Below are 15,640 nucleotides of genomic sequence, written 5' to 3' on the forward strand. Positions count from 1 at the left end.
GATGAAACAGAGGATGCAATTTTACACCAAGGCGCCCGAGATCATGAAGGCGGTCACGGCGCTCAACAAGGCGGTGGATGAATGCGGGCTTGAGGTGAGCCTGCTGCACCTGATCAAGCTCAGGGCATCGCAGATCAATGGCTGCTCCTATTGCGTCGAGATGCACAGCCGCGAGGCGAGGCGCGACGGCGAGACCGAGCAGCGGCTCTATCTGGTCTCGGCCTGGAAGGAATCGCCGCTGTTTTCCGAGCGTGAACGCGCCGCGTTTGCCTGGACGGATGCCGTGACCCTGATTGCCAACAATGGCGTGTCGGACGCTCTCTATGCCAGCACGCTTGAGCATTTCTCGGAAGAGGAGCTGGTCAAGCTGTCCGTCGCGCTCGGCATGATCAACACCTGGAACCGGCTATGCATCCCGTTCCAGGCCATTCATCCGATGCCGGCCGCCAAGGCTGCCTGATTATCCGCTTTTCTATTGGAGCGCCGTCGACGAGGCGTCGCTCCCGCTGACCGCGCGGCTCGCATCAACGGCTTCGTCGGCAATGTCGCATTGGGCGGTGGGTTCCTGACGCTGATCGCGCAGTCTGTTTGACAAAGTGCGGGGCCTCAAGGCCGCTGCCATTTTCTGGACGAGCGCTTCCATGACGACGGCGGGCCTGAAGCCCCACCGGCATCGATCATTAAATCGGAACCAATCGAGCCGTTGACGCATTTCGCCCCTGTATGCCGAGCATCCAGGATGAAATATGAAAATCGCCCATGTCGCGCCGCTCTATGAGTCGGTGCCGCCCAGACTCTATGGCGGCACCGAGCGCATCGTCTCGTATCTGACCGAAGCGCTGGTCGATATGGGGCATGAGGTGACCCTGTTTGCCAGCGGCGACAGCCAGACCTCGGGAACACTGATACCCGGCCGGGAATGCGCGCTGCGCCTCGATCCGCGCCCGCTGAAATCCGAGATCGCGGCGCATCTTTCGATGCTGGCGCAGGTGCGAGACAGGGCGTCAGAGTTTGACGTCATCCACTTCCATCTCAGCCACTTCCTGCACTTTTCCTTCTTCGACGATATGGCGCAGCGAACGGTGACGACGCCGCATGGCAGGCTGGATTATGTCGATCTGGCGCCGGCCTATGAGCGTTTCCCGCGCTTTCCGATGATTTCCATTTCGCACAGCCAAAGAGCGGGACTTGCCAAGGCAAACTGGTTGGCGACAATCCATCACGGACTGCCGACCGGTATCTACGAGCCGGCTTTCGAGACGAAGGCGCAAGAACCCTATCTTGCCTTCCTCGGTCGGTTTTCGCGCGACAAGCGCCCCGATCGCGCCATTGAAATCGCCTTGCGCTCAGGGCTGAAGCTGAAGCTTGCCGCAAAGATCGGCGACGACGACCGGGCCTATTTCCATGAGGTGGTCGAGCCTTTGATCGACGGCGATCGTGTCGTCTATGTCGGCGAGATCGAGGAGGACCAGAAGGCGAAGTTTCTCGGCAAGGCGGCCGGCCTGCTGTTTCCGATCGACTGGCCGGAGCCGTTCGGCCTTGTCGCCATCGAGGCAATGGCTTGCGGCACGCCTGTGATCGCCTGGAATTGTGGCGCGCTGCCCGAGATCATCGATCACGGCGTAACCGGCTTTATCGCGGATTCGGTGGATAGTGCCGTCGCCGCGGTGCCTGATTTGCTGCGGCTCGACAGGCGAAAAGTGAGAGCTGTTTTCGAAAAGCGGTTTTCCGCCAGAAGAATGGCCGGCGATTACCTGGCCGCCTATGCGCGCCTGATCGGCGTACCGACGCAAGCGAAGGCGTCATGAACGGCGACGCGCTCGAGCGACGGGAACAAAACGACAGGGATATTTGACGAATGGCCCAACTCGACGAGCGCCAGCTCGATCCTGCCGTAGCCCTTGCATCGCTGGATGCGACCGCTCCTCGCGAGCCGCACCGGCTGTTTGCGCTCAAGCAGGGCGACTGCTTTGTCGTTGCCGATGCCTATGGCGACATACGCGGCGCCGGTGACGGTTTCTTCCGCGACGACACACGGGTGCTCTCCGAATTCCGGCTGACGGTCGGCGGCAGGCAGACATCGCTGCTTGGCGCTTCGCTCAGCCAGGACAATGTGCTGTTCACCACCAACCTGACCAATCTGCCGATGCAGAGCGCTGCAGGTCGCGATATCCCGCAGGGCGCCATTCATGTCGAACGCGTCAGGCTGCTTTGGCAAGACAGGCTGTTCGAACGCATCACCCTTTCCAATTACAGCCGGGAGACCTCGACAATCGGCGTTTCCCTGCACTTTGCCGCCGATTTCCGCGACATGTTCGAAGTGCGCGGCTCGACCCGGCCACGGCGCGGAGTGGCGCGCGTGGCCGAGACGGATGCGACATCCGTCCTGCTGCGCTATGACGGGTTGGACGGGCTGGCGCGTGCATCGGCGATATCGTTCTCGCAGGCGCCGGACCAATTGACGGCCGACCGCGCCGATTTCCTGCTCGCCGTAACCAAGCGCAGCAGCAAGGTGCTCTATGTCGAGGTTGGTCCCGAGATGGCGGATGCGCCCGATCGCGACCGTTTCCGCGCCGCCGCAGCCCGGGCACGCTTCGGCATGCGGGCCAAGCGCCGGCATGGCGCGACGGTGCACAGTTCAGGCCGCGTTTTCAACGACTGGGTCGAGCGCGCGCGCGCCGATGTCGCGCTGCTGACCACGGAGCTCGAGACCGGACCCTATCCCTATGCGGGCATCCCATGGTTCTCGACGGCCTTTGGCCGCGACGGCGTCATCTCGGCGCTGCAGATGCTGTGGCTCAATCCGGGTCTGGCGCGGGGTGTGCTCGCGTTCCTTGCGCGGCACCAGGCGACCGAAACGTCGCCGTTCAGCGATTCTCAGCCGGGCAAGATCATGCATGAGACCCGCAAGGGCGAGATGGCGGCACTGCGGGAGCTTCCCTTCGGCCGCTACTACGGTGGCGTCGATACGACGCCGCTCTACATCCATCTCGCCTGTACCTATGCCGATCGCACCGGTGACATGGCAGTCATCGACAGCCTCTGGCCGTCTCTGTGCGCCGCGGCCGAATGGACGGAGGAGGCAGGGCGCGAGACAGGATTCGTGACCTACCAGCGGGCCGCCGAGTCCGGCCTCGCCAACCAGGGGTGGAAGGACAGTTTCGATTCCGTCTTTCATGCCGATGGCCGCATCCCCAAGGGACCGATCGCACTGGTCGAGGTGCAAGGCTATGTCTTTGCCGCCTTCCGGGGGCTGGCGAAGCTTGCCCGTCGCCGCGGCGAGGACGAGAGAGCCGATCACTGGGATGAGCGCGCCGAGGCCATGCGGGCCGCCGTGGAGCGTGATTTCTGGCTCGACGATCTTGGCTTCTATGCCTTGGCGATCGACGGTGAAGGCGAGCCCTGCAAGGTGCGGACCTCGAATGCGGGACATCTCCTCTTTGTCGGGCTTCCCGAGCCGGCGCGGGCGCGGATGGTCGCCGACCAGCTTCTTGCCGCCTCCTTCCATTCCGGCTGGGGACTGCGCACGCTTGCCGACGATGCCGTGTTCTTCAACCCGATGTCCTACCATAACGGCTCGATCTGGCCGCATGACACCGCGCTGTGCGGTGCCGGGCTGGCTAGATATGGCGAGCGTGAGAGCGTGGTTCGCCTGATGAGCGGCACCTTCGAATCCGCTGTTCATTTCAACATGCGGCTGCCGGAGCTGTTCTGCGGTTTTACGCGTGCGCCAGGCGAAGCGCCGATCGCCTATCCTGTCGCCTGCCTGCCGCAGGCCTGGTCGGCGGGGTCCGCCTTCATGCTGATGCAGGCCTGTCTTGGGCTGGAGATCGACGGCTGGGATGGGGAAATCCGCGTTACCCGTCCCAGGCTGCCGATCGGTATCGACACGCTCACACTGCGTCACCTGGGCGTTGGCGATAAAAAGGTCGACCTGACGTTCCAGCGGGTCGGCGACCGGGTCGTCGCCTTTCTTGCCGACAGGCATGAAGGGCTGGTGCCGCTCATCGTCAGAACCTGATCCGAACCAATTCAAGTCGGAACCGATCCTGTCCTTGTGCGTTGCAAAAAGACAGGTCCGACGCGACCAGGTCGCCGGCGGACAGTTTCAAATCAGAAACACGAACAAATCGGCCGCCGAACGGCCGGAAGCGAGTTGGCATTCCAATGACAGATTATGGCGCGGACCTGCTCTGGGTTCTGATCCTTGCGAGCCTCGGTTTTTCCGCTTTTGCCGTTTTCTTCTCCATATCGCGGCAGCGCCGCAGTCATCTTCCGGCGGTCGCACACCCGGCCGGCGAGGACGTGGTTGCGGAAGCGGCACGCAAGGTGATGCGGGAATTCGAAAAGAACGGCCAGTCCGTGGATACGGCGCTGGTGACATGGTCGCCTGAGACCTTGCGCAAGATCCTGGCTGACGATCTGCCCGATGCGCAGGTCATAGTGGTCTCCAACCGCGAACCCTACATCCACAATGTGAAGGGCAATGGCGTCGAATTGCTGGTGCCGGCCAGCGGGCTGGTTTCGGCGCTCGAGCCCATCACCCGCGCCTGCGGCGGCACCTGGATCGCGTATGGCGGCGGAACGGCGGACCGTCTCGCGGTCGACAAGGACGACCGGGTACAGGTTCCACCGGCCAATCCCTCCTACACGCTGCGCCGGGTCTGGCTGACGGAGGAAGAGCATCAGGGCTACTACCTCGGTTTCGCCAATGAGGGACTCTGGCCACTTTGCCATATCGCCTTTACCCGGCCGGTCTTTCGCGCCTCGGACTGGGAGGCATATGAAGCCGTCAACCGGAAGTTCGCCGACACGGTGGTGGCCGAAGCACGCAACGAGCGGCCGATCGTGCTGGTCCAGGACTACCACTTCGCGCTGTTGCCGCGGATGATCCGCGAGCGCTTGCCCGAGGCGATCGTCATCACCTTCTGGCACATCCCCTGGCCGAACTCGGAGGTGTACAGCATTTGCCCGTGGCGCGAACGCCTCCTGGATGGGTTGCTGGGCAGCTCAATCATCGGCTTCCACACCCAGTTCCACGCCAACAATTTCACCGAAAGCGTCGATCGCTTCCTGGAAAGCCGCATAGAACGCGCCGATGCGGCTATTTCCTATGGCGGCCAGACGACGCTGGTACACGCCTATCCCATCTCCATAGAATGGCCGGCTGATCTCCTGGCGAAATTGCCCGATATCGATGAATGCCGCGCCCGCCTGCGCGACAGGTTCGGGATAAAATCGGATGTAAAGCTGGCTGTCGGCGTCGAGCGCCTGGACTACACCAAAGGTATTCTTGAGCGGTTTCTCGCGCTGGACGAATTGTTCAAGCGATACCCCGAATGGATCGGAAAACTGGCTTTCCTGCAGATCGCGGCGCCCAGCCGAGGCACGCTCCCGGCCTACAAGGTGCTCCACGACGAATGCGAGCGCTATGCCGATGAGCTCAACCAGCGTTATGGCAGCGATGGCTACAGGCCGGTGATCATGGTGGCCGAACATCATACGCAGGAACAGGTCTATGAGATCTATCGCGCCGCCGACATCTGCATGGTCACGAGCCTGCATGACGGCATGAACCTGGTCGCCAAGGAATTCGTCGCGGCTCGCGACGACGAACAGGGCGTCCTGATGCTCAGCACATTCGCCGGCGCGTCGCGAGAGTTGCTGGAGGCGCTGATCGTCAACCCCTACGACGCCGCCATGATGAGCGAGGCGCTGCTGCAGGCACTGACCATGACGCCGGACGAACAGCGCGAGCGCATGCGGCCCATGCGCGAGATGGTCCGCGACAACAATGTCTATCGCTGGGCCGGCAGCATGCTGCTCGATGCCGCGCGCCTGCGCAAACGCGGCGACGTCGATCGGGCAACGGGCGCTGGCGACCGGCAGCCAGGCATCGACAACGTCGTCTCCCTGGTCGAGCGGAAACGGGTGGCAATGCTATGAGCGAGACCCTGCGAAAAATCAGGAGCGAGACCCTGCAACGGCCGCAGGCTCTGTTGACCGGCGAATGGGCGCTGTTCCTCGACATCGACGGCACCCTGCTGGAACATGCCGAACACCCGGACGCCGTCTTGGTCAGCGACGAGCTTCGGTCCCTGCTGCAAGGCCTGGATCGCAAGCTGAACGGAGCCTTGGCCTTTATCACGGGCCGGTCCGTTGCGGCGGTGGACCAGCTGTTTCAGCCTTTGAAGCTGCGCGCGGCCGGGCTTTATGGGCTGGAACACAGGTTCTCGCCGGACGACGACGTCGAAATCGCGGACGAGCCGGCGGATATCGCGGCGCTTGCCGACGAGATCGAGGCAGAACTTGGTCGCGGGCAGGTCTATATCGAACGCAAGGGACGGGTTCTGGCCATCCACACGCGCGCTGCCCCGCATCTGCTTGCGCGCGCGACGCAGCTTGTAGAGCAGGCGCTGGCCAGCCTGCCCAAGGGCTACCGCGTGGTGGCGGGCAATGCCGGTGTGGAATTGCTGCCGCTAGAGGCCGCCAAGGGCGCCGCGATACGGCGCTTCATGGATATCGCGCCATTCGTGGGTCGCCGCCCGGTTTTCCTGGGGGACGACACGCCGGACGAGAACGGCTTCGAAGCCATAAATGATGCCGGTGGCATATCGATCCGGATCAAACCGTCAGCGCATACCGCCGCGCAATATGGCCTTGGCGGCGTTGCTGAAACGCTGACCTGGCTGAGAGGCCAGCTATAGGTCCAGCCGAGCGACGCAACCGCGATCGAATCCTGGAAAAGGTATTTCGGCTGGGAAGGAAGGTTTTCGATGGGACGCTTTGCACGTTTGATTCGTGAGATCACGCCGGCCTGGCTCAATCCTCGCTTCCCGCGACGTGTGGCCGTCGATGCTTCATTGCCCGGCGCCGCCGACTCGAGTTGGCGAGAAGCGGTTGATAACAAGATGCATGGGGCTGATACGTCTGACTATTCTCATGTCCCGGAGCAGCCTGTTTCAGGTACGGCAGGGCCGGCCGGCGACAGGCCCAAAACCGTGAAGAATATGCCGCGAGGCGCAAAGAAGCCGAAATGAGCTAGCTTTTGTTTACGGCATTTTCTGCTTGCCGGTCTGACAGGTCAGGCGGCGGCTCGAAGCCGCCGCCATTGTTTCGTGCATGTCTATGCAGCAAACCGCAGGCCGCCGTCGCAGGTCAGCACCTGACCGGTCATGAAGCTATTTGAAACAAGGAAGGCGATCGCGCCGGCGACATCCTCGGCGCGGCCGATGCGGCCAACCGGCGTCTTTCCTGCATATTCGTCAAAGATCGCCTGCCGTTGTTCAGTGGGCAAAAAATCCCACCAGGGCGTGTCGATGACGCCGGGCGCCACGACGTTGACGCGCAGTGGCTTCAGTTCGACCGCCAGGATCGGCGCCACGGTCAGCAGCATGCCGTTGATGGCGCCGATGCCGGCGATGCCCGGCATCGCGACCTGAGCCGATACAGCCGATATGAAGGTGACCGATCCGTTCTTGCTGAGCGTCGGCAAGGCGACCTGCAGGCACGACAATTGCGGCCGTACCTTTTCTTCGACGCCGCTGCCGATGTCGGCAAGGTCAAGCGTCTGGAACGGGCCAAGGCCCTTGCCGCCGCTGGCTGCCAGCACCAGATGATCGAAGGGGCCGAGGTCGTTGAAGAACTTGCGAACCTCGTCCGGCTTCGAAGCGTCGAAGGCAGCCTTTTCGGCAGCGCCGCCGAGGCTTTTCCAGGCATTGTTGAGCTTTCCCTGGTTACGTCCGGTGATGGTCACCTTCATGCCCGGGCCAAGCAGCTTGCGCGCTGTCGCGAGGCCGATGCCGGAGGAGCCGCCGATGATGACGGTGTGTTCTATCTTGTTGGTCATGAATACTGTTCCTTGGATGTTGGGGAAGCCAGGCCGACGAGGTCGAGGCTCAGGCTGCGCAATCGTTGTCTTGCCTTGGTGTCATAGGCCTGGGCATCGGAGCGGGATTCCCGCAGGCCGTCGAAATAGAGCCCACTGCGTCCTTCGAGCGCGGGCGACGTGGCGAGATTGACGATGGCATCAGCGCCGGTCTCGACTGAGTTCCACGGCGTCACACCTGCCTGCCGGACCATGGTGGTGTTCATGTAACTGGCTGGATGCAGCGCATTGACGGTGACGCCGGTGCCTTTCAGCTGCTCCGCCAGATCGACGGTGAACAGGATTTGCGCCAGCTTGCTCTGGCAGTAGGCGCGCACCCCGTCATAGGAGCGCGTCAGCATGACATCGTCGAAATCGATCGCCTGCTGACCGGCCGAGGCGACGTTGACGATGCGCGCCGGCGCGCTGGTCTTGAGCAATGGCAGAAGCTCCGATGTCAGCAGGAAGCCAGCGAGATAGTTGACGGCGAAGCGCAGTTCGTAGCCGTCGGCGCTGATCTGTCTTTTGACGCCGGCGGTGCCGATGCCGGCATTGTTGATGAGGATGTCGAGCCGGTTGGTTCGGGATCGCACGGCCTCGGCGAGGCGGCGAACTTCCGCCATCGAAGCGAGGTCGGCGACGAGCAGCTCGGCCTTGCCGCCGGCGGCTTGAATTTCGCCGATCGCCGCCTTGCCACGCGTCGCATCGCGGCCGTGCACCAGCACGCGGGCACCGCCGGCGCCCAGCCTTTGCGCGACCATGCGGCCGACGCCGTCGGTCGAGCCGGTGATGAGGATTGTCTTGTCTTTCAGGTCCATGTTCAGAGCCTCCATTTTTGTGCTCTGGACGGAAGATGGGACGCCCGGCGCTTCCCAAACAGTTCAAACTTTATCCTGGTATCAATACTGCTATAATACGGTCCATGGATGCTCCCTCACATTCCGCTGAAGACAGCCGCCGGCGCGAGCTCGGCGCCTTCCTGCGCTCGCGCCGCGAAAGGCTGACGCCCTCGGCGACAGGCATCTCGGCTGGACTGCGGCGGCGCACACCGGGCCTGCGTCGCGAGGAAGTGGCGATGATCGCTGGTGTCGGCACGACCTGGTACACATGGCTGGAGCAGGGCAGGGAGGTGCGGCCCTCCGTCGAAGTGCTGACAGCGTTGTGCGGGGCGTTGCGCCTCGATGCCGCGGAAAAACGGCATCTGTTCACGCTGGCCGGCCGCCAGCAGCCCGAGCGGCGGCGGATTGCGCCGGGAAAGGTCGACGGCCCCTTGCTGCATATGCTGCAGAGCCTTGTCCTGCAGCCTGCCTATGTCGTTGGACCGCGCTGGGATGTGCTGGCCTGGAATGCCGGGGCCGTGGCCATATTCGGCGACTATGGCCTGCTGGAGGGTGACGCCCGCAACATCATCCATGGCGTCTTCACCGATCCGCACCGGCGGCACCTGCTGGTCGACTGGGAAGAACTGGCGCGGGCATCCCTTGCCGCCTTCCGCGCGGAAAGCGCGAAATATATCGGCGATCCGGATTTCGAGAGGCTGATCGCGCTCATGATGCGTTCGAGCCCCGAGTTCCGTGAATGGTGGCCTCAGCGCGACGTCGTGCACCGCCTGTCCGGCGTGAAGCATGTCAGGCACCCGACCGCCGGCGCCATGGCTTTCGAGCATATGAGCCTTTCGATCGATGACGGCTCGGACATGAGGCTGATCGTCTACACGCCGCTCGCCGAACAGAACTCGATTGCCAAGCTTCAGAAACTGCTGGACGAACTTCCGGCCGAGCGGCTCAGCGCGTGAAGACCCGTCAGGCCTTCGGCTTCAACCCATCGATAAACAACTGCTCCAGGAACCTTGCCGCGTCCTCGAAGCGACCGTCGCCGCCACGATCGGCGCCCAGCACCGCGCGAACCTGGACGTCGAAATCGGCATAGTGCTGGGTCGTCGCCCAGATCGAGAAGATCAGGTGCCAGGGGTCGGTCTTGGCGATCTTGCCGGCGCGCATCCAGCCCTTGATGACGGTGGCCTTCTCGTCGACCAGTGTCTTCAGTTCGCCGGCCAGCAGTGGCATGATACGCGGCGCGCCCTGCAGGATCTCATTGGCGAACAGCCGGCTTTCACGCGGGAAATCGCGGGCCATTTCGAGCTTGCGCCTGATGTAGCTGCGCAATTCGGTCAGGGGATCTCCGATATCGTCGAGTTCGCGCAGCGGCGCCAGCCAGGTGTCGAGCAGCCGCTGCATCAACGTCTCGTGGATGTCTTCCTTGCGGCGGAAATAATAGAGCAGGTTCGGCTTCGACATGCCGGCGGCTTCGGCGATCTGGTCGATGGTCGAGCCACGGAAGCCGTTGGTGGAGAACACCTCGAGCGCCGCCTCGAGAATGAGCTCGCGCTTTTCCATCTGGATGCGGGTGCGGCGGGGGGCTTCCGTGCTGGTCGTCACCGTTGCAAGCCCTCGCTTTGATTGTCATCTGGACCAATTCTCTGGACCAGTTTTTCTCCGGCCTGTGGAGCGCGCTTCCAATGCCGCATTTCCGCTAGTAATCCCTTGACCGCCGACATGGCGGTGCTAACGTTTGTCCAACCGGTCAAAAATTTGCGTAGCACGAAAACGCAACGAAGACCAAGCGTTGGCCGCACCGAAACAGTTCACAAGGGGAAGTCTTGGTCATGTCCAACCGGCTGAAAGTCACGCCGAACGATCTTAGTGCCTTCTGGATGCCGTTCACGGCAAACCGGCAGTTCAAGCAGGCGCCGCGCATGATGGTGTCCGCCAAGGACATGCATTACACGACGAGCGACGGCCGCAAGGTTCTCGACGGCACCGCTGGTCTCTGGTGCGTCAATGCCGGCCACTGCCGGCCGAAGATCACCGAAGCAATCCAGCACCAGGCCGCCGAACTCGACTATGCACCGGCCTTCCAGATGGGTCACCCCATCGTGTTCGAACTGGCCAACCGCCTGGTCGACCTCGCGCCGAAGGGCATGGATCACGTCTTCTTTACCAATTCCGGTTCGGAATCGGTCGAAACCGCGCTGAAGATGGCGATCGCCTATCACCGCGTGAAGGGTGAGGGCGCGCGCACCCGCCTGATCGGCCGCGAACGTGGCTATCACGGCGTCAATTTCGGCGGCATCTCGGTCGGCGGCATCGTCAGCAACCGCAAGATGTTCGGCACGTTGCTCGGCGGCGTCGATCACATGCCGCACACGCATTTGCCGGAAAAGAACGCCTTCTCGAAGGGTGTGCCGGAATATGGCGCGGAACTCGCCAATGAACTGGAGCGCATCGTCACTCTGCATGACGCCTCGACCATCGCGGCCGTCATCGTCGAGCCGGTCGCCGGTTCGACGGGTGTCATCCTGCCGCCCAAGGGCTATCTGCAGAAGCTGCGCGAAATCTGCACCAAGCACGGCATTCTGCTGATTTTCGACGAGGTCATCACCGGTTTCGGTCGTCTCGGCACGCCATTCGCCGCCGATTATTTCGGCGTCACGCCAGACATCATGACCACCGCCAAGGGCGTCTCCAACGGCGTCATCCCGATGGGCGCGGTGTTCGTGAAGAAGGAAATCCACGACGCCTTCATGACCGGCCCCGAGCATATGATCGAGTTCTTCCACGGCTATACCTATTCGGGCAATCCGATTGCCTGCGCGGCCGCACTCGGCACGCTCGACACCTACAAGGAAGAGGGCCTGTTGACTCGCGGCGAGGAGCTGGGGCCGTATTGGGAAGACGCGCTGCATTCGCTGAAGGGCGAGCCGCATGTCATCGACATCCGCAACATCGGCCTGATCGGCGCGATCGAGCTGGCGCCGATCCCCGGCGAGCCGACCAAACGGGCTTTCTCGGCCTTCCTCAAGGCGTTCGAACGCGGCGCGCTGATCCGCACCACCGGCGACATCATCGCGCTGTCGCCGCCGCTGATCATCACCAAGGGCCAGATCAACGAACTGGTCGATCATGTGCGGGACGTGCTGAGGTCGATCGACTAAGCCTGCAGCGAAGGCGCTGAGGTATTTTTGATTTTGCATGACCCCGAAAATCGTTCCGATCTTCGGGGTCATGCGCTAGACAGCCGCACAGGAAAGCGACGGGAACCGCCACCTGTACGGAATGAATAAATTGAGAGGACTTTGAATGGCCGCACCCGGCGAGAATCTGCGAATCAATTCCGATCGTTTGTGGGATTCACTGATGGAGATGGCGAAGATTGGCCCCGGCATTGCCGGCGGCAACAATCGCCAGACGGTGACCGACGAGGACGGCGAGGGACGGCATCTGTTCAAGCGCTGGTGCGAGGCGGCCGGGCTCGAAATGGGTCTCGACGAGATGGGCACGATGTTTGCCCGCCGCGAAGGCACCGATCCCAGCCTGCCGCCGGTCTATGTCGGCAGCCATCTCGATACTCAGCCAACCGGTGGCAAGTATGACGGCGTGCTCGGTGTGCTCGGCGGGCTGGAAGTCGTGCGCTCGCTCAACGATCTTGGCATCAAGACCAGGCATCCGATCGTCGTTACCAACTGGACCAACGAGGAAGGCTCGCGCTTTGCGCCTGCGATGATGGCGTCAGGCGTGTTCGCCGGCGTGCTCGACCAGGCCGACGTTTACCAGCACGTCGACAAGCAGGGGAAAAAATTCGGCGAGGAACTGGAGCGCATCGGCTGGAAGGGCACCGAGAAGGTCGGCGATCGAAAGATCCACGCCTTTTTCGAACTGCATATCGAGCAGGGGCCGATCCTCGAGGATGAAGGCATCGATATCGGCGTCGTCACTCACGGCCAGGGCCTGAAATGGCTGCAGGTGACACTGACCGGCAAGGAAGCGCATACCGGCTCGACGCCGATGCCCAAGCGCCGCAATGCCGGGCTCGGCATGGCCCGCGTGATTGAGTTGGTGCACGAGATCGCCATGGACTACCAGCCCGACGCCGTCGGTGCGGTCGGCCATATGGAAGTCTATCCCAACTCGCGCAACATCATCGCCGGGCGCACCGTCTTCACCATCGACATCCGTTCGCCGGAAAAGGAAGTGCTGGACGCGATGGACGGCCGCATCCGCGAAGGCATCGACACGATCTGCGATGCGCTCGACATCCAATATAAGATCGAACAGGTCGGCGCTTTCGATCCGGTCACCTTCGATGCCGGCTGCGTCAAGGCGATCCGCGATGCCGCCGATCGGCTCGGCTACTCGCACCGCAACATCGTCTCCGGCGCTGGCCATGATGCCTGCTGGATCAACCGCGTGGCGCCCACCGCGATGGTGATGTGCCCGTGCGTGGATGGGCTGTCTCACAACGAGGCCGAAGAGATCACCAAGGAATGGGCCTCGGCCGGCGCCGACGTGCTGTTCCACGCTGTGGTGGAGACGGCCGTCATCGTGGAGTGAACTCAGAAATCTGGACACCAAACGCCGCTCACAAGAAGCGCGAAGAGAACAAGGGAACAAGAAAATGTCCAAAGTCATCAAGAACGGCACCATTGTCACCGCCGACCGTACGTGGAAGGCCGACGTGCTGGTCAAGCACGGCAAGATTGTCGCCATCGGTTCGGACCTGCATGGCGACCATGAGTTCGACGCCACCGGCTGCTACGTGATGCCCGGCGGCATCGATCCGCACACCCATCTCGAAATGCCGTTCATGGGCACCTATTCGGCCGATGATTTCGAATCAGGCACGCGCGCCGCTCTGGCCGGTGGCACCACGATGGTCGTCGATTTCTGCCTGCCGGCGCCGCAGCAATCGCTGCTTGAAGCCTTGCAGATGTGGGACAACAAGACCTCGAAGGCTGCCTGCGACTACTCCTTCCACATGGCGATCACCTGGTGGGGCAAGCAGGTGTTCGACGAGATGGCTGCTGTCGTCGACAAGGGCATCACCTCGTTCAAGCACTTCATGGCCTATAAGGGCGCGCTGATGGTGGATGACGACGAGATGTATGCGTCGTTCCAGCGCTGCGCCGACCTTGGCGCGCTGCCACTGGTGCATGCGGAAAATGGCGACGTGGTTGCAGCCCTGTCGCAGAAGCTGCTGGCCGCCGGCAATAACGGCCCCGAAGGCCACGCCTATTCGCGGCCGCCGGAAGTGGAAGGCGAGGCGACCAACCGAGCCATCATGATCGCCGACATGGCGGGCGTGCCGCTCTATGTCGTGCACGTTTCCTGCGAGCAGAGCCACGAGGCCATTCGCCGGGCGCGCCAGAAGGGCATGCGTGTGTTCGGCGAGCCGCTGATCCAGCACCTGACGCTGGATGAGAGCGAATATTTCAACGGGGACTGGGACCATGCGGCGCGTCGCGTGATGAGCCCGCCGTTCCGCAACAAGCTGCACCAGGATTCACTGTGGGCCGGCCTGCAGGCTGGATCGCTGCAAGTGGTGGCCACCGACCACTGCGCCTTCACCACCAAGCAGAAGCGCTTCGGCGTCGGCGATTTCACCAAGATCCCCAACGGCACCGGCGGGCTCGAGGACCGCATGCCGGTGCTGTGGACCAAGGGCGTCAACACAGGGCGGCTGACGATGAACGAGTTCGTCGCGGTGACCTCGACCAACATCGCCAAGATACTCAACATGTACCCGAAGAAGGGCGCCATCGTCGAAGGCGCGGATGCCGACATCATCGTCTGGGATCCGAAACGCAAGAAGACGATCGCGGCCAAGAAGCAGCAGTCGGTAATCGACTACAACGTCTTCGAGGGCGTCGAGGTGACCGGTCTGCCGCGCTTCGTCTTCTCGCGCGGCGAACTGTCGATCCAGGAAGCCGAGGTCAAGGCAAAGCCCGGCCATGGCGAGTTCGTCGGCCGCGAGCCGAACGCGGCGGTCAACCGGGCGCTGTCGACCTGGAAGGAGATCACCGCGCCGCGCAAGGTGGAGCGGACGGGCATTCCGGCGACGGGGGTTTGAGGGTGCGGGCTGTTCATCTTGCCGTCGCGGCGGCCGCCATGCTGACCGCCGGGCAAGCCTTGGCCGCCGGCATCGACCTGTCCAAGCCCTTTGGCAACAAGTCCGGCTGCGTCAACAAGAATGGCCAGGAAGTCTATGCCGAGGACATGCTGCTGTTGACCGACAAGGAGTTGATCACGGCGGCCAGTGCCTGCAGCTTTGGCGACAAGAAGGCGCAGGCCGATGGCTCGCTGGTAGTGAAGGCCGAATGCCAGGCGGAAGGCGAGGACGGCCAGCAGGCCACCCAGTTCACCATCAAGCAAAGCGCCAAGAGCGCCAAGGGGCTTGTGATCGTTGACGAGGACGGCAATGTGATGGGCGAAGTCTCCCGGTGCCGATGACGGGAAGGCTCTGCCCACCCTGGCAAGGTTCATGCGACCAGGGCATCGAGTTCCGGCAGCAGTACGACGCTTTCCTGTTCGTTGGGATCGGTGCGGGCAATGACAGCCGAAGAGGGGGCGCCGCTCAGATTGGCCGGCAGATGCGGTACGCCGGCCGGAATGTAGAAGAGGTCACCGGCCTTGACCACGATATGATGCTCGAGCCGGTCGCCATACCAGGTATGGACTTCGCCGGAGAGCACGTAGATCGCCGTTTCGTGGCTCTCATGCATATGCGCCTTGGCTCGGGCGCCGGGCGGCATCGTCAACATGTGCATGCAAATGCCGGAAGCGCCGACGGTCTCGGTGGCGATGCCGGCGAAATAGGTCAGCCCCTGCTTGCCTTCATAAGTGCTTTCAGGGCGGATAAGATGACAGGTCGGTTTGGGCGACATCGGGGAAACTCCGGGCGTCGATCGAGTGGGACAAGACCAATGGGACGGGACGA

The 15,640-nt window shown here is 62.6% G+C and carries 15 protein-coding genes; 11 read left to right on the plus strand and 4 right to left on the minus strand.

The features are described 5' to 3' along the window. Window position 1: 1 nt before the first annotated feature. The 6 genes from LGH82_RS32085 to LGH82_RS32110 all read left to right on the plus strand — a co-directional run bounded on the left by LGH82_RS32085 (window position 2) and on the right by LGH82_RS32110 (window position 7,040). Entirely contained in the window at window positions 2–460 is a 459-nt protein-coding gene (locus tag LGH82_RS32085; RefSeq protein WP_227346533.1) for a carboxymuconolactone decarboxylase family protein, read from the plus strand. Window positions 461–746: 286 nt separating this feature from the next. Beyond that, window positions 747–1,808 (plus strand): glycosyltransferase family 4 protein, encoded by a 1,062-nt coding sequence (locus tag LGH82_RS32090; RefSeq protein ID WP_227346534.1) that lies wholly within the window; start codon window positions 747–749, stop codon window positions 1,806–1,808. Window positions 1,809–1,858: 50 nt separating this feature from the next. Next, window positions 1,859–4,021: an amylo-alpha-1,6-glucosidase gene (locus LGH82_RS32095; protein WP_227346535.1), complete on the plus strand. Its 2,163-nt coding sequence runs from the start codon at window positions 1,859–1,861 to the stop codon at window positions 4,019–4,021. 146 nt (window positions 4,022–4,167) lie between these two features. After that, entirely contained in the window at window positions 4,168–5,946 is a 1,779-nt protein-coding gene (locus LGH82_RS32100; protein ID WP_227346536.1) for an alpha,alpha-trehalose-phosphate synthase (UDP-forming), read from the plus strand. Beyond that, entirely contained in the window at window positions 5,943–6,707 is a 765-nt protein-coding gene (otsB, locus tag LGH82_RS32105) for a trehalose-phosphatase (protein ID WP_227346537.1), read from the plus strand. Before LGH82_RS32100 ends, otsB begins: the two co-directional genes overlap by 4 nt. Window positions 6,708–6,776: 69 nt before the next feature. Further along, complete coding sequence (locus LGH82_RS32110) at window positions 6,777–7,040, plus strand: hypothetical protein (protein WP_227346538.1); 264 nt, start codon at window positions 6,777–6,779, stop codon at window positions 7,038–7,040. Between the two features lie 86 nt (window positions 7,041–7,126). Here the strand turns inward: LGH82_RS32110 and LGH82_RS32115 are convergent, their stop codons facing one another. Together LGH82_RS32115 and LGH82_RS32120 are read right to left on the minus strand one after the other, a co-directional pair. Next, window positions 7,127–7,849, minus strand: a complete 723-nt coding sequence (locus LGH82_RS32115; protein ID WP_227346539.1) for an SDR family oxidoreductase — start codon at window positions 7,847–7,849, stop codon at window positions 7,127–7,129. Further along, the gene (locus tag LGH82_RS32120) at window positions 7,846–8,685 is read right to left on the minus strand and encodes an SDR family oxidoreductase (protein WP_227346540.1); all 840 of its coding nucleotides are present in this window, start codon (window positions 8,683–8,685) and stop codon (window positions 7,846–7,848) included. Before LGH82_RS32120 ends, LGH82_RS32115 begins: the two co-directional genes overlap by 4 nt. Before the next feature lie 104 nt (window positions 8,686–8,789). Between LGH82_RS32120 and LGH82_RS32125 the strand changes: the two genes are divergently transcribed. Continuing rightward, window positions 8,790–9,662: a helix-turn-helix transcriptional regulator gene (locus tag LGH82_RS32125; protein WP_227346541.1), complete on the plus strand. Its 873-nt coding sequence runs from the start codon at window positions 8,790–8,792 to the stop codon at window positions 9,660–9,662. Window positions 9,663–9,669: 7 nt separating this feature from the next. Here the strand turns inward: LGH82_RS32125 and LGH82_RS32130 are convergent, their stop codons facing one another. Further along, window positions 9,670–10,305 (minus strand): TetR family transcriptional regulator C-terminal domain-containing protein, encoded by a 636-nt coding sequence (locus LGH82_RS32130; RefSeq protein WP_227346542.1) that lies wholly within the window; start codon window positions 10,303–10,305, stop codon window positions 9,670–9,672. A gap of 227 nt (window positions 10,306–10,532) precedes the next feature. On the opposite strand from LGH82_RS32130, the gene LGH82_RS32135 reads away from it, so the two are divergent. The 4 genes from LGH82_RS32135 (at window position 10,533) to LGH82_RS32150 (ending at window position 15,153) form a co-directional block, all read left to right on the plus strand. Beyond that, window positions 10,533–11,861 carry an aspartate aminotransferase family protein gene (locus LGH82_RS32135; protein WP_227346543.1) on the plus strand — a complete coding sequence of 443 codons (1,329 nt, stop codon included), beginning with the start codon at window positions 10,533–10,535 and terminating at the stop codon, window positions 11,859–11,861. Window positions 11,862–12,006: 145 nt separating this feature from the next. Further along, window positions 12,007–13,257, plus strand: a complete 1,251-nt coding sequence (locus LGH82_RS32140; protein ID WP_227346544.1) for a Zn-dependent hydrolase — start codon at window positions 12,007–12,009, stop codon at window positions 13,255–13,257. A 64-nt stretch (window positions 13,258–13,321) separates the two neighbouring features. Further along, window positions 13,322–14,773: a dihydropyrimidinase gene (hydA, locus tag LGH82_RS32145; protein WP_227346545.1), complete on the plus strand. Its 1,452-nt coding sequence runs from the start codon at window positions 13,322–13,324 to the stop codon at window positions 14,771–14,773. Window positions 14,774–14,775: 2 nt separating this feature from the next. Beyond that, complete coding sequence (locus LGH82_RS32150) at window positions 14,776–15,153, plus strand: hypothetical protein (protein WP_227346546.1); 378 nt, start codon at window positions 14,776–14,778, stop codon at window positions 15,151–15,153. Between the two features lie 29 nt (window positions 15,154–15,182). Here LGH82_RS32150 and LGH82_RS32155 read toward each other — a convergent pair whose 3' ends face one another. Continuing rightward, window positions 15,183–15,587, minus strand: a complete 405-nt coding sequence (locus tag LGH82_RS32155) for a cupin domain-containing protein (protein WP_227346547.1) — start codon at window positions 15,585–15,587, stop codon at window positions 15,183–15,185. Window positions 15,588–15,640 lie beyond the last annotated feature (53 nt).

It is taken from the genome of Mesorhizobium sp. PAMC28654, from assembly GCF_020616515.1.
In the GTDB taxonomy this organism is placed as follows: Bacteria; Pseudomonadota; Alphaproteobacteria; order Rhizobiales; family Rhizobiaceae; genus Mesorhizobium.